Raw genomic sequence first — 18,352 nt, 5'->3', positions numbered from 1 at the left:
TTCTCTTTTTGTTCGCAAGCCTTCCTTGGGCTCACGCCATCACGATATCGACGTGATCGCAGCAACCGGGCTTGTGCATCCTAGTGAGCAATGGTCCGTTATGGCTTCATGCAGCAAGGATCGGTCATGTCCATCAGGAGGATACGGGTCATCGACCTCGAGACATCGGGCGATGCGGCTACGGATGTCTGCGAGATCGGTTGGCAGGATGTGGTGTCCATCGAGGGCGGCCCCTGGCAGGTCAACGACGAGCGCGGCGCGCTTTTCGTCAATCCGGGCCGTCCCATCACACCCGAGACAATGGCGATACACCATATTCTCGATGCCTTCGTCGCCGATGCGCCTTTCTGGCGTGACATAGCCCCGACTGTTTTGCAGCCGCAGGATGGCGTCATCGCTTTGGCGGCGCATCGCGCAGCCTTCGAACAGCGCTATTGCACGCCGCGTTTAACGGGCGGCGCGCCGTGGATCTGCACCTGGAAAAGCGCCTTGCGCGTTTGGCCCAAGCTTGAAGGCTTTTCCAACCAGATGCTGCGGTATCAGCGCATGCCCGAGGGCCTCGTGCACGAGATCGGCCTCCCAGCCCACCGCGCCATGCCGGACGCGTATGTGACGGCGCATCACCTGCGCGATATGCTCAATGAAACTTCAGCCGAACAGTTGATTGCCTGGAGCAAGCTGCCGGGCCTTCTGCCACGGGTGCGTTCCGGTCCGGAACGCGGGAAAGCCTGGGAGCAGATTTCACTCGATGCGCTCGACGAGTTGGCGCGCGACCGCGACATCGACACGCGCTTCAGCGCCGAGCAGGAACTGAAGCGCCGCGGCGAAGCGACGCCGCAAGCGCCAAAGCCTAAGGCGCAGCAAAGTCTTTTCTGAGCGGCCATTGTCTCTATCGCGCGCAGGGGTTCAACCCTTGACCCCTGCCGAGAGCATGATGGCCTGCGTCACGCGCTTTTGGAAGATGAGGTAAAGGACCGCCACAGGCAGACCGGCAACGACGGCCGAGGCCATCAACTTCCCATAGACAATGCCATAGGCATCCTTCACCTGCGTGATACCCACGGGAACGGTCATCGTCGCTTCGCCGGTCGCGGCAAGGAAAGGCCAGAGGAAGGAATTCCAGGCACCGATAAAGGTGATGATCGCCAATGCGGCCGTTACGCCCCAGTTCATCGGCAGATAGATGCGGAACAGGATCTTGAGGTGCCCCGCACTATCCATCTGCGCCGCCTCGCGAAATTCCTTCGGCACGCTATCGAAGAACTGCTTATAGACGATGATCACCACCGGCACGATCAGCTGCGGCAGGATGATACCGGCCCAGGTGTTCAACAGCTTGAACTGCGCCATCAGCACGAAGTGGTTCACGATCAGCGCCTGCATGGGCACCATGAAACAGGCCAGGATCAGCACATAGATCACCCGCCGCCCGGGAAAATCGAGCTGGCTCAGCGCATAGGCGCAACCGGCCGAGGAAACAATCACCAACGCCGTAATGATCAGCGAAGTCACCATCGAGTTGATGTACCAGATGCCGATATTGGTGTTGTTCCAGATGTGGATATAGCTGTCGAACACCACCCGATTGGGGATCAGCGAATTGCTCCCCGAAATCACCTCGCCATCGGGTTTGATCGACGTGATCACTGCCCAATAAATTGGGAAGAACGAGGCGAGCGCGACGAGTAGTGTGATGACAGTCAGGGCCAGCCCGATCATGTCGATGGGGCCATCGCCCCGGCTCCGCGCTGAAACCATGGTGTCGCGGTTGGGAATTGCTTCGGCGCTCATTTCTCACCTCGTGCACGCAAGACCTGGTATTGCAGCACCGAGAGAATGATGATCATCCCAAAGAGCAGCATGGCGGCCGTCGCAGCCTCGCCGCCCTTGTTCTGCTGGAAGGCCAGCTTGTAGACATATTGAACCAGCGTAATCGTCGCGTCCTGCCGCCCGCCGATCGAGAACAGATAGACCTGATCGAAAATTTTGAGCTGAGCGATCAACTGGATGGTTAGGACCAGCGCCGTCACCGGCCAGATCAGCGGCCAGGTAATTTTCTGGAACTGCCGCCACCGGCCAGCACTATCCAGCGCCGCCGCCTCATAGATTTCCGGCGAGATGTTCCTCAAGCCGGCAATAAAAAGCAAAATATTGAACCCCATCGTCCACCAGACCGTGACGAAGGCGACGGTGGGCATGAAGAGCGGAATGGTGCGCGTCAGCGAGATCGGTTTGCCGCCATTGAACAGCGCCACCAGCCCCTGCACGAGCCCATATTGCACGTCGATGATCCAGTTCCAGGTAAGGAACACCACCGATACCGGCAGGATATATGGCAGGAAAAAGCAGGCGAGCACAAAGCCCTGCACCGGTCCCTTGAGCCGGTTCACCGCCATGGCGATGACGAGGGAAACCAGCGTGCTCGGAATTACCGTCAGGACAACGAAATAAGCCGTGTTCCAAAAGGCCGAGTGAAACAGCTTGTGGCTGAGGATCTTCGTGTAATTATCCCAGCCCACCCAGTCACCCGAGCCGATCAGCGGCGCCTTGGTAAAACTGAGCATGGCCATCTGGATCGTCGGCCAGACAAACAGCCCGCCATAGATAAGCACAAACGGCCCCACCAGCAGCAGCGCCACGAGATATTCCTGCCGTTTATCCCTGAGCATCGCATAGAACTCCCTGCATCCACAACCACCGGCGGACACCTCCCCCTTGACGGGGGAGGACGGGAGGGGGTGTCGGGAGCCACGATATCTTGGCCCAAGTCCCCCTCCCCAACCCTCCCCGCAAGGGGGAGGGTGCCCATCGGGTCTAGTCCTAAAGCTGCCCGTTCAAATCATCCCGCATCTGCACGGCGGCATCCGCTGGCTCGATTTCACCCGTGGTGGCTGGATTGATGTAGTTGCTCCACGCATCACCAAGCGGCGCGGCGGGCCCGGCGAGCACGGTGCGCGGATCGAACACGGCCGTGTCGGCAAAGCCGGCATAATCGGACTGCGGTTTCAGCGCCTGGAATTCGGCGCTTTCACGCACGGCGTTGAAGGCCGGGATATGACCCGCGCCAGCCCAGTCGAGCGAATGCTGGTCCATCCAGGCAATCACCTTCATCACCGCCGCGCGCTTGTCCGCATCAGCTTCCTTGCCGGCATTGGCGGGAATAACGAAGGCATGCGAGTCAGACCATGCGGCCTTGTTTTCGAACAGCGTCGGCAATTCTACCGCGCCCCATTCGAACAGTTCGCCCTTGGCATGGAGATCGACCATGGTCGGGATTTCCCAATTGCCCATGATGAAGAACGGCGACTGGCCAGAGGTAAAGAGCGCCAGCGCCGCCGGGCTTTCGACCTGCACCGGCGTATAGCCGCTATCGACCCAGCCCTTCACCACATCGATGGCGTTGGTGAGCTTGGTGACGTCCTCGTCCGTCGGGAAGAAACCGCCCGCGGCTTCATCGAACATCGTGCCGCCCTGCTGGCCGAACAGCGAGTAGATCGTGCGGTAGCGATCGCCCGTCGGGGTCGAGATGCCGTACTTTCCGTCCTTGGTGAAATCAGCCAGGATCTTGTTGAAATTCTCGAGCCCATCAAGACCCGCGGGCAGGCCATCGTCGCCGATCAGGCCGGCTTCGGCGAGCATGTCCTTGTTATAATAAAGAATGAGCCCGTGCTGATCGAACGGTACGGCATAGCGCGTGCCATCGACCTTGCCTGCATCCGAGGCGGCCGTCGTAAAGTCCGCATCGGAAATCCCTGCGCCCGACATATCCTCATCGGTGATCTCGCTCAGCGTGCCGCTATCGACGGCGAGCGGAATGCGGCTGAGGTGATAGGTCGCGATATCGGGACCTTCCCCGATCGCCGCCGAGGTTTGCAGCTTGGTATAGAATGGCGTGCCCCATTCGAGCGTCGTGTTCTCGATTGTGATCTCGCCCTGATGCTCGGTGTTGAACTGGTCGATCAGCGCCTTCATGCGCACGCCGTCGCCGCCGGCGAGAAAATCCCACCAGACCACATTCTGCTGGGCCGCAGCGGCATGGGTCAGCGCCATCAGCGCCGTCGACACCAAAGCCAGTCGCTTCAAAGTCTGTTTCATACTTTCCTCCCAAACATGCCCAATGCATGCATTCATCCAGCCGGGCGCTTGTTGTTTTCCCGGCGGAAACTCTCCTCAGTCGGCGTGATAGGCCTTCCCTTCGGCATCGAAGAGATGGACTGCCGAACCATCGACCTTGAGCCGCACCGACTGCCCGGCTTCGAGGGTCGACTTGCCGATATCGTCGCCGACGACCACCGTGCCGTCTTCGAGCCGCGCATGGATCAGCGTCCGGTCCCCCAGCCGCTCGACCAGCGCAATGGTCCCGGCCACCTCGCCGTCCGCCGCCACGCGCAACGCATCGGGCCGCACGCCAAAGGTCAGCCCCTGCCCCACGGTCGGCGCAAGCGCGGTCGGAATAGTCGTCGCAATCCGCGTTCCACCCGCCGTCACCGCGACGCGCCCGCCTTCATCGGCCAGCGCCGTCACCGGCAAAAAGTTCATCGAGGGCGAACCGACAAAGGCCGCCACGAACCGGCTCGCGGGCTTCGAATACACCTCCATCGGCGTGCCGATCTGCTCCACCTTGCGGTTGTTCATGACGACAATCCGGCTCGCCAGCGTCATCGCCTCGGTCTGGTCGTGGGTCACGAAAATCATCGTCGTGCCGATGCGCTGATGCAGTTGCGCCAGCTCCACCCGCGTCCGCACCCGCAGCCCCGCATCGAGATTGGAAAGCGGCTCGTCGAGCAAAAACGCCTTGGGCTCGCGCACAATCGCCCGCCCGATGGCAACGCGCTGCCGCTGTCCACCTGAAAGCTGCGCCGGCCGCCGATCGAGCAGCGCCGTGATCTCGAGCATCCGCGCTGCCTCGTCGACCCGGCGCGCAATCTCGGCCTTGTCGGTGCCGATATTTTCGAGCCCAAAGCTCATGTTCTGGCGCACCGTCATATGCGGATAAAGCGCATAATTCTGGAAAACCATCGCCACTTCGCGCTGGTTCGGCGGCAGGGTATCAACACGCTTGTCGCCGATGTGGATTTCCCCGCCATTGACCGCCTCAAGCCCGGCAATCATCCGCAGCAGCGTCGATTTCCCGCAGCCCGAAGGCCCGAGGAAAACGATGAACTCACCCGAGCGAATATGCATGCTGACGCTGTCCAGCACCTGCACGGAGCCATAGGACTTGCTGACATCCCGAAGGACGATATCGGCCATCTCTTTCCTCCTCTTCAACCAGCGCAGCTTTGCTGTCTTCTGGTCTCGCGCCGCTCGACTAGCGGCCTGCATCCTCGTCCTCTCCCCACCCACCGGCGCTCCCTCGCCCCTTGAGGGAGAGGGACAGGATTTTCGCGTCCAGCGAAAATCCAGGGTGAGGGGTATCTATCCTCCGCAGAGGAGCGAGTTATTGGCTCCGCATACCCCTCATCCGCCCCTTCGGGGCACCTTCTCCCTCAAGGGGAGAAGGAAAGCTGGTGGTCGCTAAGACTTCAGAGCGCCCCCTCATCCACCTTCAACTCACTTGCCGTCGCCACCAACCCATCAAACAGCGCCGCCGCCACCGGATCAGCCCCCGGCGCCTCGCGCGTCAGCCTGAACGTCGTCGCGACAACGCCACCCCGGCCAACGCGCTTTTCACCAATGATCGCCGCCGGCTTGTGCACCCAGCCGCAGACCATCCCCGCGATGACATTGTTGCCAAATTCCCAAGGCCTGAACCCCGTAAGCAGGTGATGCGGCACAACATCGGAAAAGCTCAGATCAAAGATCGGCCCACCCGGAATGTTCGCAAACGCCCCCTCGCGGCGCACCCACGAGAACCCGGCAATCCAGTCGCCCCGCCAGATCGTCCCGTCACGCTCGACCAGGCTGATGCCCGGCAAATGCTGATCGAGGCTTGGCCTGAACGTCTTGCCATCCGCCACGATCGAGCGATGCGGCAGTTCCCCGTCCGGCATGTCCGTCCGCAGGTTCTTGTTGGTCTCCACCGTCCCATCGGCGAGGATCAGATAGCGCGCGCCCGCCTTGATGGCCTCGACATCGTCGCCATCCACCGCATGCACCAGCACCACATCGGCCCCGGCAGCCGGTACCACACGGTAGCCGAGGCCGCTGGCATAACTTGCGAGGGAGGAATCGGCCGCGGCGATGGAGGGGCGCCCGGCCGTATCGCGCTTTTGGTAAAGCGCGATCTCGCAAGTGTTGCGCGAGAGAACCGATCCACCGGCCTCCAGCACAAATTCTATGGATAGAACACGGTTGTCGCCGCCCTGCGGCAGGGCAAAGCCGATCTTGCCCAGATCGGCCGTCGACACTTTTCCGGTCGCCGGCACATCGACCGATCCCGAAACCTCGCCGCTCCAGCGCAGCACGGCGCCGGCCGGAATAGTCTCGCCACCGGTCCCGATTTTCAGCTCAATATCGAGCGTTTCGCCAAGATAGGCCGAGTAGCGCGCCGGGCGCGGCACGATCACCACGTCGGTATTGATCGTCCCAAACACATCATGGAACACGCGCGGATTCCGCTCGATATCCAGGAGGCCATTTGCCTCCCAATGCACGTCGGTCAGCTCGGTGATCACATAGCCCATGATCGAGGAATAGCGGCGCATTTCCTCGATTTCGTAGCGCAGGTTCATGAACTGATACCACTGCACGTTCTCGATGAAGGCATCGAACGAGCCGAAGGTTTTCGCCAGATCGAGCGCACCAAAGCGATCCTCAATGCCATGCGGCAGCGCCACGCCATCGCCCCAGAGCGAACCCGTCTCGAACCAGTCCGGCTCCGACCCATCTTCACGGCGCAGTTTTTTGGGGTCAGGCAGACCCCAGACGCCGAATTCGGAAACGATCAGCGGCTCGTCACCCTTGCGCTCGGCATCGCCGAGGCTCGAAAAAGTCCAATCAGCACCGGCCGCGAACTGCGCGGTGATGTCGTCCCATTCCTGTCGGCGTTCCGGCACCGAGCGATAATAGTGGTAGTCGTTGAGGTCGGTCTTGACGTGGAAGTTGGGGAAGCAAGCCGAGTTGTCGACCACAAGGCGCGTCTTGTCCTCGGCCTTCAGCCAGTCATAGGTGTCCTTCACCCACTGCCGATGCTCGGCATTTTCGAGCATGCGGGTGCCCCAGTCCTCGTTGATGATCGTCCAGGCGATGATCGAGGGATGGTTGCGATCGCGCTTGAGTATCCCTGTCATCGTGTCGCGCATACGCTTCGCCGATTTCGAGGTAAAATTCGCGACGTTCGGAATTTCGGTCCAGACGAGCAAGCCATAGCGATCGGCCACGTCATAATAGCGCGGGTCCGGCACCTTGATGTGGCAGCGGAGCGTGTTGAGGCCAAGCTCCTTGGCTTTCTTGGCCTGGTCTTCCAAAAATTCCAGCGAAGGCGGCGTGTAGATGCCGTCAGGATAGTAATCCTGATCGAGCGCACCGCGCATGAAGATCGGCTCGCCATTGATGAGGATCTTGCCGTCCCGCGTTTCAACCGAGCGGAAGCCAAAGCGCTCTTCGACGACATCGACGTCGTCGCCAAGCGAGACAGTCAGCGTATAGAGATTGGGCTGATCGATACCCCAAAGCTTTGGCGCCGTTACGGCCAGTTCGACCGCAACCGAAGCCGCTGCTGTCACCGAACTTTCGGCTACTACATTGCCACCGGCATCGCGCACGGCGAGCTTGACCGGCAGGCTCGCGGCCGCAGCGGAAAAGTCCAGCTCGGCCTTCACAATACCATCGGTACCGGCCGTAATGACCACGGCCTCAAGCCGCCGTGCATCGCGCGCCTGCAGCGTCACCGACTGCCAGAGGCCACCAATCCGGCCATACCAGGAAATCTTGCCATGCGGCACTTCACCAAACGGGAAGTCAGGGAAGGCGCGATGATCGGCCGACGGCATCGTCACGCGCACCTCAACCTCATTGCTCGGGCGCAGCAGCTTGCTATCGAGCACGAACTCAAACGGCAGGAAGGCGCCTTCATGGCTGCCCAGCTTCTGCCCATTCAGGAACACTTCGCAAAAATAGCTCACCGCGCCAAAGTGCAGCACCAGCTCCTGCCGATCCCAGCCGGCCGGCACAGCAAAACTGCGCTTGTAGACGGCATGGCCAAAGGTATCGACGAGGTCGGAGAATTCAGCCTGCCAAGGCTGGGGCACATGCGCCTCGCGCCATGCGCCATCCTCGTGCTTGAACTGCCAGACACCGTCCAGCGACAAGCTCTTGCGTGGTGCGCCGACTTCCTCCGCGGCGACTGCACGACCAAGGTTCATATTCCCCACCCTTAAGCGTATTAGTTATATTATTATCAGAGTAGGGCGAAAAGCCCGCGCTTGGCAAGTGGGCGAAATCAAGGGCGCCGCGATCCACACATCCGTAACCAACTCGCAGAAAACCAACTCTCGAAGCTAACGGACTGCTAACGGAATGGGCACGCTTTCGAATCCGGGTTAGAGAATTATCCCGCACTTCGGAGAGACGATGGAAAAGCGCGCAACAATGCACGACGTGGCCGAGCGTGCCGGGGTCTCGCAGGCCACCGTGTCGCTTGTTCTCAATGGCGTTCCCAATGCGCGCGTATCGAAAACCACCCGCCGCCGCGTGCAGGAAGCCGCCGAGCAATTGGGCTATCGCCGCGGCAAAACCCATCCGGTGCCCGCCGGGCGCCAGCGCGTCATCGGCCTGTTCATCGATGAAGTCTCGACCACGCCCTTCGCCGCGCAATTCCTCGAAGGCGCCCGCGACGAGGCCGCGCTGCAGGATGTTACTGTCGCCACTTTTTGCACCGGCAACAGCCCTGCCCTTGAACAAGCCGGCCTCGACATGCTTGTCGCCCAAAAGGCCATCGGCGCTATCTATACGACACTTATGACTCGCGAAGTCATTGTTCCTTCAAGTTTTTCGGCGCTGCCCCTAGTGCTTCTCAACTGCTACGAAAAGCGCCTCCACCACCCGTCCGCCGTGCCCGGCGACATCGTTGGCGGCTACTCGGCAACTGACGCCCTTATCAAAGCGGGCCACACCCGAATCGCTCACCTCGCGGGCGAGCACCAGACCGCCGAAGCCGCCTGCGACCGCGAGAAAGGCTTCCGCCAGGCCATGGCCAAGGCGGGCATTGCGGTTGACGAATCCCTCGTCACCCTCGGTGGCTACTCCATCCGCGCCGGCCGCGAACGCGCCCTAGAACTGCTCTCTCGCCCCGATCGCCCCACGGCAATCTTCTGCTTCAACGACCGCATGGCCATCGGCTGCTATGAAGCCGCCCGTATCCTGGGCCTCAGCATCCCAGGCGATCTCTCCATTGTCGGCTTCGACAACGAAGACATCTCGGCCAATATGGACCCGCCGCTTTCGACCATGGTGCTTCCCCACGACGAAATGGCACGCTGGGCCGTCGGCCAATTGCTCGATGGCTTTACGGACCTGGACGCCGATGAAGGCATGCAAAAGCTCAAGATCGAATGCGAATTCATGGAGAGGAATTCGATAGCATCACCAAAGTCTTAAGGGCGAGGCTTACCTACCGACGCACGCTCTACGAGAGGGCATTCGAGCTTGGTCAGCGGATACCTTGCCTCGACCTGGCCATCAGCCAATTGCTCGGCAATCCACTGCCCCATAGCCCGATGCGGCAGCACCGATGTCGTCAATTGTGGATGGAGATGGCGCGCGATCTCTTCGTCGTCATAACCCACCACCGACATATCGCGCGGGATCTGATATCCCGCCTCTTTCAGCGCCTCATAACAGCCGATCGCCATACGGTCGTTCTGGCAAAAGATCGCGGTCGGAACCTCAGGCAAATCAAGGATTTTCCGCGTCGCTTCATAGCCAGCACTGGCCGACCAGTCCCCGGCAAAAACCAGATCGTCGTCAAACGGAATATCCGCCGTCGCCAGCGCACGACGATACCCCTTCAGACGATCCTGCGCGGCCTCCATCCACGCCTCGCCGGTGATCGTCGCAATGCGCTGATGGCCCTTGGAAATCAGATGATGCGTCGCCCTTTGCCCTCCGGCGATCTCACTCGGCACCACCGCGGGAACGGCCTGCCCCACAGCATAGCAGTTGAGCAAAAGCACAGGGATATCAAGATCTTGTAGTATCTTCGGCAGCTTCACCTCGCGCGTGAAGATAGTCATATAGACAAGTGCCGTGGCACCCTGCCGGACAAAGGCCTCGACCAGATCGCGCTCCGTCTCCTCGTCCCCGCGGCTCTGCGCCACAAAGACCAGCCCCCCAGCCGCCTGCGCCGCCTGGCTTAACCCCTCGATCGCCTGCACAGCCTCCGGGCTCGTCGCCAACTGATCGACCAAGAATGCAATATGCTGCCCCCGCCCCGGCCGCCCACTCTCAACCGTCCGCGCCGCCGATGGCACGTCATACCCAATCCGCCGTGCCGTCTCAAATACCCGCCGCCGCGTTTCATCCGAGAGCCGAATGCCAGGCGCATTGTTCAACACAAACGACACAGTCGCCTGCGAACATCCAACTTCCCGAGCAATATCCGTCATTGTCGCGCGTCGCTCGACGCCTTCTTTCAGACGGCGATTTGCGGGGGCGTTGCTCCGCTTCTTGTCGATTGAGTCCATGCAATCCGCCCAAACCAAGGTGCTAATATTCTTTAGCACCTATTAGTCAGAGTGTCTCCGGGTGAAAATGATGGCCGGACCAGTCGGTCAGGGTGTGGCGAAAAACTCCAGCGCAGGCCTCTGAATTTGTCTGAAAGTCTACGGGGCTTGAATGGTGACGGGCGTGCCATCGCCGGTCACCGATTCCTTGATCGCATCCCAAAGGCGCGCAAACCGCAGGCCGTTGGCGACTGTAGAGGGATTTTCCAACCGCCCGTCGCGAACGGCCTGGAAAGTCTGCATAGGCGTATCGCGGATCTCGTTTTCTTCCCGTGGCTCAGCGACGCCATTGATCGTTACCTCACGCCACGCGCCCCAGGCGTCGATGCGAATAATTGCCTTGGTGTAAAAGAGCGTAATGGCGGAGGCGCAGCCTGGGGGACCATCGCCGGCAGCATTGAAGGTGACAAGGGCGCCATTGCTGAGGCGCGCAGCGACAGCGGTGGCGAGATCGACGGCGAGGCCGCGATTATTGGCATAAGCGGAAAGGCGCTCGAACTCGGCATCAGCGAGCACGCAGACGGTATTCATCATGTGGGCGCCAGTATCGAACATGAAGCCGCCACCCGAGATGGCGGGGTTTTGTTTCCACTGGCCGGCATAGTTGGTCGCCCACCCCTCCCAGATCGATGCATTGACGCTGACGAGGTCGCCAAAATCGCCTCGGCGAGCGCGGTTCTTGGTATCGTGGACGAGAGGCGACAGGCCGCCTTGGAAAGCGATGACCACCGTGCGCCCAGTGCGCTTTTCGGCTTCTACCAATGCAAGGGCCTCCTCGACCGTTGTCACCATCGGCTTTTCGAGGAGAAGGTCAAAACCGGCTTCGATGACGGCCAGCGCATTGGCGCCGTGGAAAACGTGCGGGGTCGACACATAGACCGCATCCATCTTGCCCTGCATCGCGGCGAGCATGGTTTCTGCATTGGCGTACTCGGCCGGACGCAACGCGCCAGCAACTTCGCAGGTATCGGCAAACCGCTTGCGCGATAGCTCGCTGACTTCTGCGCTGGCGACAATTTTTACGTCGGGCATTGCGGCCCAACCCTTGGCATAGTCAGCCGCCTTCAGGCCCGCACCAATCACTCCCAAACGCAGAACCATGTCGCCAATCTCCCCTTTTGCACACGTCTATATGTGATAGACGTGTCACTCGCACGCCGAATGACGGGCTAATCCACCAATCGGCGAAATGGAGCGCGATTTTGGCTTCTGGGCTATGGTCTTAGTCGCGAACTGAACCGCTAATTGACGACCGAAGTTTTGCAATCGCCACACGCGTCTTCGACGACACCCGCAGTGATGAGATCACGGCCAAAGATGGAGGTGTCGCGAGGGACAAGGCGGACGACCGTATAGCCGCGGCGGGCCAGCTGATCGAGGAAGACAGGCAGCATATCCACGGTGCGCTGGTGGATATCGTGAAAGAGCACGATGCCACTGCCGCGCTGCTCGAGCCGGGAGAGAGTGCGCGCGGCGACGGTCGCGGGCGTATCCTTGTAATAGTCCTTGCTGTCGATATCGACGTCGAGAACGACGGCGCCGCTCTGAAGAAGGCCGGTGCGCAGAAAGCCTGTCTGGGACAGGTATGGGAAGCGGAAGAAGGGCGAGAGCTTTTGGCCGGCGCCAGCCAGCGCAGCCGAAACGGCGTCCTCGCCTTTGACGATTTCGACGATCGCTTCCTGCCGCGTGAGATCGGCAAGATTAACGTGCGCATAGGTGTGGCTGCCAACCGTATGACCTGCAATGGCGACCCGCTGCGCCAGGGTTGGATTGGCAGCGGCCGAAGAGCCGAGCATGAGGAAAGTTGCCTTGACGCCATAATCGGCCAAGGAGGCAAGGATGGCTTCGGTCTTGCCAGCGCGCGGGCCATCGTCAAAGGTCAGGACAACTTCGCCGGGCCTCAGAACGATGTCGGCGGTTGTGGCAACGGCAAGGGTCCTGCCCCCAATGTTGCGGGGTGAAAGGATCTCGGCGGGCATGGGCTGTTCCATCTTGAGGACAGCAGGCACGGCGATGGCGGAAGTCTTCACCTCGTCCACTTTCGGCGTCGCCGCAAACTGCATTTGCGAGCTCACCGGCTTGGCACAACCGCCCAGCATAAGGCCGGAAACCACAAGGCAAAGCAGAAGGCGGGAGGGCGACACGATAAACACTCGGCATCACATGGAACTAACGCCGACAATTTGCGATTATAGTTAATTTTTCGCTCGTGAGGCCTTAAGAAGAGCTTACCTTTCAATAAGTTAACTGCTTTTAAGACTTGCGGCGCGAGGGTTCCAAGGGCGCGAAAGGCTGGATCGCTCGCGAAAAATCGCTAGCGTGACGCGGACTTTTTCGGGGAATCGCCATGGATGCGGGCTCGCCAACCCTCGCGCCGACACGCAAAGATTTTTTGCAGCCGATCATGGCTGGCGCTCTTGCCGCAGTGGTCGGTTATGCAAGCACATTCACCGTCGTTTTGGCTGCTTTGACAGCCGGAGGAGCAACACCGCAACAAGCGGGGTCGGGATTGTTCTCGGTTTGCTTGGCGCTTGGCGTCCTCAACATGGTCGTCGCTTGGCGCGTGCGCGTTCCCGTCAGCTTTGCATGGACCACACCGGGAATGGCATTTTTGCTTACCGTTGGCGAACCTGTCGGTGGTTTTTCCGCAGTGGCGGGCGCGTTTCTCGTTGCGGCAGGCCTCATCGTTCTCACCGGCCTGGTCAAACCTTTGGCGCGATTGATCGCAGCTATCCCGGCGGCAATAGCCAATGCGATGCTGGCAGGCATGCTTCTTACGCTTTGCCTAGCGCCTGTCACTGCGCTTGCCGAGGCGCCGATACTGGCGGCGCCGATCCTCCTCGCCTGGATGTTGGGATTGCGCTTTGCGCGCCGCTATGCCGTGCCCATTGCCGTGTTGGTGACGGGGATCGTCTTGGCACTCACGACGCATCTTCCGCCCGGAGCGCTTGATGGCACTTGGCCAGCGCTCGTTTTTGTCATGCCCGAATTTAGCTGGGACGCGGTCGTGCGGATCGCTTTGCCGATTTATGTGGTGACGATGGCCTCGCAGAACCTGCCAGGAATCGCGGTGATGAAAGCCAACGGGTACACAATCGCGCCGGCACCGGTGTTCGTGATGACGGGCCTAGCGAGTGCCGGAACGGCTCTCTTCGGCGGGCATACGACCAATCTGGCCGCCATCACCGCGGCCATCTGCGCGGGACCAGAGGCGCATCCTGATCCGGAAAAACGCTGGCCGGCCCCAGTTGCGGCGGGGGCCACCTATATTCTCCTTGGGATGGCGGCGAGCTTGGCAGCAGCATTTATTGCGGCCTCACCGCCGCTGCTCATCCAGGCTGTTGCTGGATTGGCCTTGCTCTCTAGCCTTGCCTCGGCTTTGGCGGGCGCTCTCGATCTTGAGGAAGCGCGGCTGCCGGCCATCCTGACTTTTGTCGCTACCGCATCGGGAATCACCATCCTCGGGATCGGTGCGCCATTCTGGGGGCTCGTGGGCGGCATTGCCTTGCTGATCCTGCTGCGAAAGCGCGCGGCGTGACCAAGGTCTTCGGTATTATCCTTGCCGGCGGCAGCGGAACGCGGCTTGGTGGGGTGCGCAAGGCCGACATCCGGATCGGCGGCAAAAGGCTTATCGATCGCGCTACGGGGGTTTTCCGGGGCCGGGTGTCAGAGATCGCCGTTTCAGCGCCGGCAGACTTTGCGGGCGACGAACTAGGCGATGCGGTGCTTATTCGTGATGGGGAGCGGGAAAGACGTGGGCCGCTGGCGGGACTCACGGCGGCTGCACGTCATTTCGCAGATCGCGCTAGCCCAGACGATATCCTGGTCTTTCTGGCGGTCGATACACCTTTTGCGCCGGATGACTACGTTTATCGTCTCGCTCAGGAAGCAGAGGCGCGAGGATCTGCCTTGGCCACCTGGGGTAACGCGCTCTATCCGACAAACAGTGCCTTTCGGCTTTCACACCTGATCAGCGGTCTCGAATCTGTGGCACCGACGGCGGGACCGAAGGCGATTCTAAATCTGTTGGAGGCTCAGATGGTAGATTGGTCTGATCGGTGTTCGGAGGATCCGTTTGCCAATCTCAACACTCTTGCCGACCTTATTGCCCTGCAGCGCCGGGCTCTGCGGGACTTAGACGCGGTGGTACGGCAGTCTTCGTGACATATTTATGCACAGGCTCCGCAATAAGGACTTGGCAAACCAGATCGGTTTGGGTACACGGACCTCGCCTTCAACGCGAAGGCAACACCGAAGTGTTCCGCGATAGCTCAGTTGGTAGAGCGTTCGACTGTTAATCGAATGGTCGCTGGTTCGAGTCCAGCTCGCGGAGCCATTTCGGGTCTTTCCAAGATCCCCACAAATTCTCGATATTTTCTGGCTCACGCTCATGATGAGCTATGGCGTGCAATATCGTGCGCGAGAGTTGCCCTTGCCGCGCTAGCGCGCTAGGAGACCACCTCTCCTGGATTGTCCGACATGACCACCGCATCCAACACGCCCGCGTCCATGACCGGGCAGCAAACCACGCTGGCAATCATTCTTGCCGTCAGTGGCGCGCATCTGCTCAACGATCTTCTGCAGTTCCTCCTGCCAGCGCTCTATCCGCTGCTGAAGGAAAACTATGAGCTGAACTATCTGCAGATCGGGCTGTTGACGCTTGGCCAGCAGATTACGGCTTGCCTGCTGCAACCGCTTTTTGGCCTCCGCGGCGACCTCAAGCCCAAGCCTTATAGTCTGGCTGTCTCGCTGGTGATAGTTTCGGTCGGCATCGTTGGTCTGGCTTTTGCCAATCAGTTTATGTGGCTTTTCCTCGCAGCGGTCGTGATGGGTACCGGCTCCGCCATTTTCCATCCTGAAGCGTCGCGCGTGGCCCGTATGGCCTCGGGCGGCAAGCTCGGCTTTGCGCAATCGCTGTTTCAGGTTGGCGGCAATCTGGGTACGGCACTCGGACCGCTGGCCGCGGCCATGATTCTCATTCCCATGGGGCAGACGACGACTGCGTGGTTCCTGATTTTAGGGTGTGCCGGTGTGGCGCTGTTGACCTATGTCGGGCGCTGGTTTGTCGAGCATCAGCGGCAAGCGGCATCGCGTCCGGCCGCCGCGATCAAGAAGCCGGCTTTGTCGCGCAACAGGTTGATCGTTGCATTTGCCGTTATCGGGGCGCTGCTGCTCAGCAAATTTATTTATATCGAAGGCCTCAAAACCTATTACGCCTTTTTCCTCATGGAAAAGTTTGGTCTCTCGGCACCGGATGCCCAAATCTACCTCTTTCTCTTTTTGGGCTCTGTGGCGGCAGGCACGTTTATCGGCGGACCGATCGGGGACCGCTATGGGCGGCTTTCGGTGATCTGGGTTTCCATCCTGGGCGCCCTGCCCTTCACGCTTCTGATGCCCTATCTTGATCTCACCGGCACAGCAGTAATGAGCATCCTCACGGGGCTCGTTCTGTCCTCGGCATTCTCGGCCATGGTCGTCTATGCGCAGGAACTGGTCCCGGGCAAAGTTGGCATGATTGCGGGCTTTGTCTTCGGCTTTGCGTTCGGGATTGGCGCACTGGGAGCCGCGGCCATGGGCGCTGTCGCAGACTGGATCGGGATCATTCCGGTATTCCAGATTTGCGCCTTCCTACCCGCATTGGGTATCCTCACCATTCTTCTGCCCAAAACGGCAGAACTTCATCCCGAACAAAAGGAGAAGCTGGCATGAGCGACAAAATCGACCTCGACAACGAAAGCCAGATCACCCTCACCCGCAAGATCGGCGCGCATGTCAGCGACGTCTTCTCGGCTTGGACTGACCCGGCGCTGATCGAACAATGGCAGGTCGATGAGGCCGAATTCGACGCCTTCGAAGGCGGCCAGTATCGCTTCGTCACTTTTGGGGATGAGGACGAGGCCGATCATGAAGTGACGGGAGAGATCCTCCAATTCGTGGAGGACGAAAAGCTGGTCATGTCCTGGGTGCATCGTGATGCGGAAACAGAGGAAGAGCTGATCTTCGTCCTCGACATCACATTCCGCGCCATCGGCGACGACAATATGGAGCTGACGCTGGTCGAGCGGGGCCTTCCCCATGCCGATCCACAGACGCGCATCTTCTCGATGGAAGCATGGAGCGCGACGCTCGAGCAGCTTGCAGAGGTCATGGAAGAAGTTTTGGACTGAACCGCAGGGGCCATTGGCGCGTAGTTCGGTAAACGAGCGGGAGCGGCATTTTGGATCGATCGACTGGACTGGTCTGGCTGCGCAACGATCTCCGCATCAGCGACAATCCGGCACTTGCCGCAGCGTGCAAGGAGAGCGATGCAGTCATCGCTCTCTATATCCACGAAACCGACAAAGGCATCAGAGCGCCGGGTGGCGCGGCACGCTGGTGGCTGCATCATAGCCTCACGGTTCTCGCCAAGGATTTGGCAGAGCTCGGTATTTCGCTCATGGTGGAGAGCGGCAAGGCGGGCGATGTGCTGGCTGACGTTATCAAGAATCAGAGCGTCGGCAACGTCCACTGGAACCGGCGCTATGCGCCTGCCGAAGTAGCGATCGACAAAGAGATCAAGGAAAATCTCCGCAAAGACGAGCTGTCGGTCACCTCGCATCCCGGCAATGTGCTCATCGAGCCGTGGATGATCGAGACAGGGCAAGGCAAACCCTATTCGGTGTTTTCGCCGTTCTGGAAAACACTCCGCGACAAGCACATAGAGAAACCGCTGCAAAAGCCCCGCAGGTTGGGCGACGCGATCAAGGATGGGAATGTTGATCGCGAGTATAAGGCGCCAAAATGGTCGAAGAAATTCGATGGGGTGTGGGCGACTGGTGAAAAGGCGGCGCATGATGCGCTCGACCATTTTCTCGATCAGAACCTCGAGGACTATCCAGAGGGCCGCAATTTTCCGGCGCGCGATGTAACCTCTCGCCTCTCGCCGCATCTTCGCTTTGGCGAGATCAGTCCGCGCCAGGTTTGGCATACCGCTCTCGCCCGAACGCAGTCGCATCACGAGCTTCGTGCGCCGACAGACAAATTTCTCTCCGAACTTGCCTGGCGCGATTTCAGCTATCACCAGCTTTTTCACCGTCCAGATATTTCGTCTGCGCCGATGCAGCCGAAATATAGCCGGATGGAATGGCGCAATGATGCCAAGGCCCTGCACGCCTGGGAAAAGGGGATGACGGGGATTCCCATCGTCGATGCGGGCATGCGTGAGCTATGGCAGACTGGCTATATGCACAATCGCGTCCGTATGTTGGTCGCGTCGCTGCTTTCGAAAAACCTGCTGATCGACTGGCGCGATGGCGAGCGCTGGTTTTGGGATTGCCTCGTCGACAGCGACATGGCGAACAACCCGGCGAGCTGGCAATGGGTCGCTGGTAGTGGGCTCGATGCGGCGCCGTATTTTCGTATTTTCAATCCGGCGACGCAGGGCGAACGGTTCGATGCTGACGGAAAGTATGTCCGCGAATGGGTGCCCGAGATCAAGGCGATGCCAGACAAATGGATCCACAATCCGAGCGGCGCACCCAAGGACGTTTTAAAGGCGGCAGGCGTTGAATTGGGAACCACCTACCCCCGGGCAATCGTTGACCTCAAGGAATCGCGCGAGCGGGCTCTTGAGGCGCAAAAGAACCTCTAGAAAAACAAACCTCTTTGCGCGTGAGCGCAAGCCATGACGTTCGTCAGATGGCAGGACA

15 protein-coding genes and 1 tRNA gene are annotated in these 18,352 nt (G+C 60.1%); 8 read left to right on the top strand and 8 right to left on the bottom strand.

The features are described from left to right. Window positions 1-126 precede the first annotated feature (126 nt). A complete protein-coding gene (locus ASE94_RS15995; protein WP_062631376.1) occupies window positions 127-876 on the top strand; it encodes an exonuclease domain-containing protein in 750 nt (249 codons plus the stop codon). Window positions 877-906: 30 nt separating this feature from the next. Here ASE94_RS15995 and ASE94_RS15990 read toward each other — a convergent pair whose 3' ends face one another. From ASE94_RS15990 to ASE94_RS15970, 5 genes are all read right to left on the bottom strand, one after another. Next, window positions 907-1,719, bottom strand: a complete 813-nt coding sequence (locus tag ASE94_RS15990) for a carbohydrate ABC transporter permease (RefSeq protein ID WP_061907258.1) — start codon at window positions 1,717-1,719, stop codon at window positions 907-909. Window positions 1,720-1,787: 68 nt separating this feature from the next. Continuing rightward, entirely contained in the window at window positions 1,788-2,669 is an 882-nt protein-coding gene (locus ASE94_RS15985; RefSeq protein ID WP_062631214.1) for a sugar ABC transporter permease, read from the bottom strand. Window positions 2,670-2,820: 151 nt separating this feature from the next. Further along, window positions 2,821-4,095, bottom strand: a complete 1,275-nt coding sequence (locus ASE94_RS15980) for an extracellular solute-binding protein (protein ID WP_062631213.1) — start codon at window positions 4,093-4,095, stop codon at window positions 2,821-2,823. Window positions 4,096-4,170: 75 nt separating this feature from the next. Next, on the bottom strand, window positions 4,171-5,253 hold the full coding sequence (gene ugpC, locus ASE94_RS15975; RefSeq protein ID WP_062631212.1) for a sn-glycerol-3-phosphate ABC transporter ATP-binding protein UgpC: 1,083 nt from the start codon (window positions 5,251-5,253) through the stop codon (window positions 4,171-4,173). A gap of 272 nt (window positions 5,254-5,525) precedes the next feature. Continuing rightward, window positions 5,526-8,306, bottom strand: coding sequence for a glycoside hydrolase family 2 (locus ASE94_RS15970; RefSeq protein WP_062631211.1), 2,781 nt, complete (start codon window positions 8,304-8,306; stop codon window positions 5,526-5,528). A 208-nt stretch (window positions 8,307-8,514) separates the two neighbouring features. Between ASE94_RS15970 and ASE94_RS15965 the strand changes: the two genes are divergently transcribed. Next, window positions 8,515-9,540: a LacI family DNA-binding transcriptional regulator gene (locus ASE94_RS15965; RefSeq protein ID WP_061906887.1), complete on the top strand. Its 1,026-nt coding sequence runs from the start codon at window positions 8,515-8,517 to the stop codon at window positions 9,538-9,540. On the opposite strand, the gene ASE94_RS15960 is transcribed toward ASE94_RS15965, so the two are convergent. From ASE94_RS15960 to ASE94_RS15950, 3 genes are all read right to left on the bottom strand, one after another. Then, window positions 9,537-10,625, bottom strand: coding sequence for a LacI family DNA-binding transcriptional regulator (locus ASE94_RS15960; RefSeq protein ID WP_061906888.1), 1,089 nt, complete (start codon window positions 10,623-10,625; stop codon window positions 9,537-9,539). The genes ASE94_RS15965 and ASE94_RS15960 overlap by 4 nt on opposite strands. A gap of 138 nt (window positions 10,626-10,763) precedes the next feature. After that, window positions 10,764-11,765: a Gfo/Idh/MocA family oxidoreductase gene (locus ASE94_RS15955; protein ID WP_061906889.1), complete on the bottom strand. Its 1,002-nt coding sequence runs from the start codon at window positions 11,763-11,765 to the stop codon at window positions 10,764-10,766. Window positions 11,766-11,905: 140 nt separating this feature from the next. After that, a complete protein-coding gene (locus ASE94_RS15950; RefSeq protein ID WP_200913667.1) occupies window positions 11,906-12,808 on the bottom strand; it encodes a polysaccharide deacetylase family protein in 903 nt (300 codons plus the stop codon). 203 nt (window positions 12,809-13,011) lie between these two features. On the opposite strand from ASE94_RS15950, the gene ASE94_RS15945 reads away from it, so the two are divergent. From ASE94_RS15945 to ASE94_RS15920, 6 genes are all read left to right on the top strand, one after another. Beyond that, window positions 13,012-14,202: a benzoate/H(+) symporter BenE family transporter gene (locus ASE94_RS15945; protein ID WP_200913665.1), complete on the top strand. Its 1,191-nt coding sequence runs from the start codon at window positions 13,012-13,014 to the stop codon at window positions 14,200-14,202. Then, window positions 14,199-14,828, top strand: a complete 630-nt coding sequence (locus ASE94_RS15940) for a molybdenum cofactor guanylyltransferase (RefSeq protein WP_062631210.1) — start codon at window positions 14,199-14,201, stop codon at window positions 14,826-14,828. Before ASE94_RS15945 ends, ASE94_RS15940 begins: the two co-directional genes overlap by 4 nt. Before the next feature lie 96 nt (window positions 14,829-14,924). Beyond that, window positions 14,925-15,000: transfer RNA gene (locus ASE94_RS15935), tRNA-Asn, on the top strand. A gap of 143 nt (window positions 15,001-15,143) precedes the next feature. Then, complete coding sequence (locus tag ASE94_RS15930; protein ID WP_200913663.1) at window positions 15,144-16,373, top strand: MFS transporter; 1,230 nt, start codon at window positions 15,144-15,146, stop codon at window positions 16,371-16,373. Then, window positions 16,370-16,831 carry an SRPBCC domain-containing protein gene (locus ASE94_RS15925; protein ID WP_062631209.1) on the top strand — a complete coding sequence of 154 codons (462 nt, stop codon included), beginning with the start codon at window positions 16,370-16,372 and terminating at the stop codon, window positions 16,829-16,831. Before ASE94_RS15930 ends, ASE94_RS15925 begins: the two co-directional genes overlap by 4 nt. Before the next feature lie 50 nt (window positions 16,832-16,881). After that, window positions 16,882-18,294, top strand: a complete 1,413-nt coding sequence (locus ASE94_RS15920; RefSeq protein ID WP_062631208.1) for a deoxyribodipyrimidine photo-lyase — start codon at window positions 16,882-16,884, stop codon at window positions 18,292-18,294. The last annotated feature ends 58 nt before the right edge of the window (window positions 18,295-18,352 follow it).

The organism is Devosia sp. Leaf64 (assembly GCF_001421945.1).
Lineage (GTDB): Bacteria > Pseudomonadota > Alphaproteobacteria > Rhizobiales > Devosiaceae > Devosia.
Note: the sequence above shows the minus strand (reverse complement) of the source record. Positions and strands in the feature narration are given on the sequence as shown.

Coding starts and splice junctions, on each gene's coding strand:
- ASE94_RS15970 (WP_062631211.1), bottom strand. CDS start 8,306: ATGAACCTTGGTCGTGCAGTCGCCGCGGAGGAAGTCGGCGCACCACGC.
- ASE94_RS15990 (WP_061907258.1), bottom strand. CDS start 1,719: ATGATCGGGCTGGCCCTGACTGTCATCACACTACTCGTCGCGCTCGCC.
- ASE94_RS15980 (WP_062631213.1), bottom strand. CDS start 4,095: ATGAAACAGACTTTGAAGCGACTGGCTTTGGTGTCGACGGCGCTGATG.
- ugpC (WP_062631212.1), bottom strand. CDS start 5,253: ATGGCCGATATCGTCCTTCGGGATGTCAGCAAGTCCTATGGCTCCGTG.
- ASE94_RS15985 (WP_062631214.1), bottom strand. CDS start 2,669: ATGCTCAGGGATAAACGGCAGGAATATCTCGTGGCGCTGCTGCTGGTG.
- ASE94_RS15955 (WP_061906889.1), bottom strand. CDS start 11,765: ATGGTTCTGCGTTTGGGAGTGATTGGTGCGGGCCTGAAGGCGGCTGAC.
- ASE94_RS15945 (WP_200913665.1), top strand. CDS start 13,012: ATGGATGCGGGCTCGCCAACCCTCGCGCCGACACGCAAAGATTTTTTG.
- ASE94_RS15930 (WP_200913663.1), top strand. CDS start 15,144: ATGACCACCGCATCCAACACGCCCGCGTCCATGACCGGGCAGCAAACC.
- ASE94_RS15960 (WP_061906888.1), bottom strand. CDS start 10,625: ATGGACTCAATCGACAAGAAGCGGAGCAACGCCCCCGCAAATCGCCGT.
- ASE94_RS15925 (WP_062631209.1), top strand. CDS start 16,370: ATGAGCGACAAAATCGACCTCGACAACGAAAGCCAGATCACCCTCACC.
- ASE94_RS15995 (WP_062631376.1), top strand. CDS start 127: ATGTCCATCAGGAGGATACGGGTCATCGACCTCGAGACATCGGGCGAT.
- ASE94_RS15965 (WP_061906887.1), top strand. CDS start 8,515: ATGGAAAAGCGCGCAACAATGCACGACGTGGCCGAGCGTGCCGGGGTC.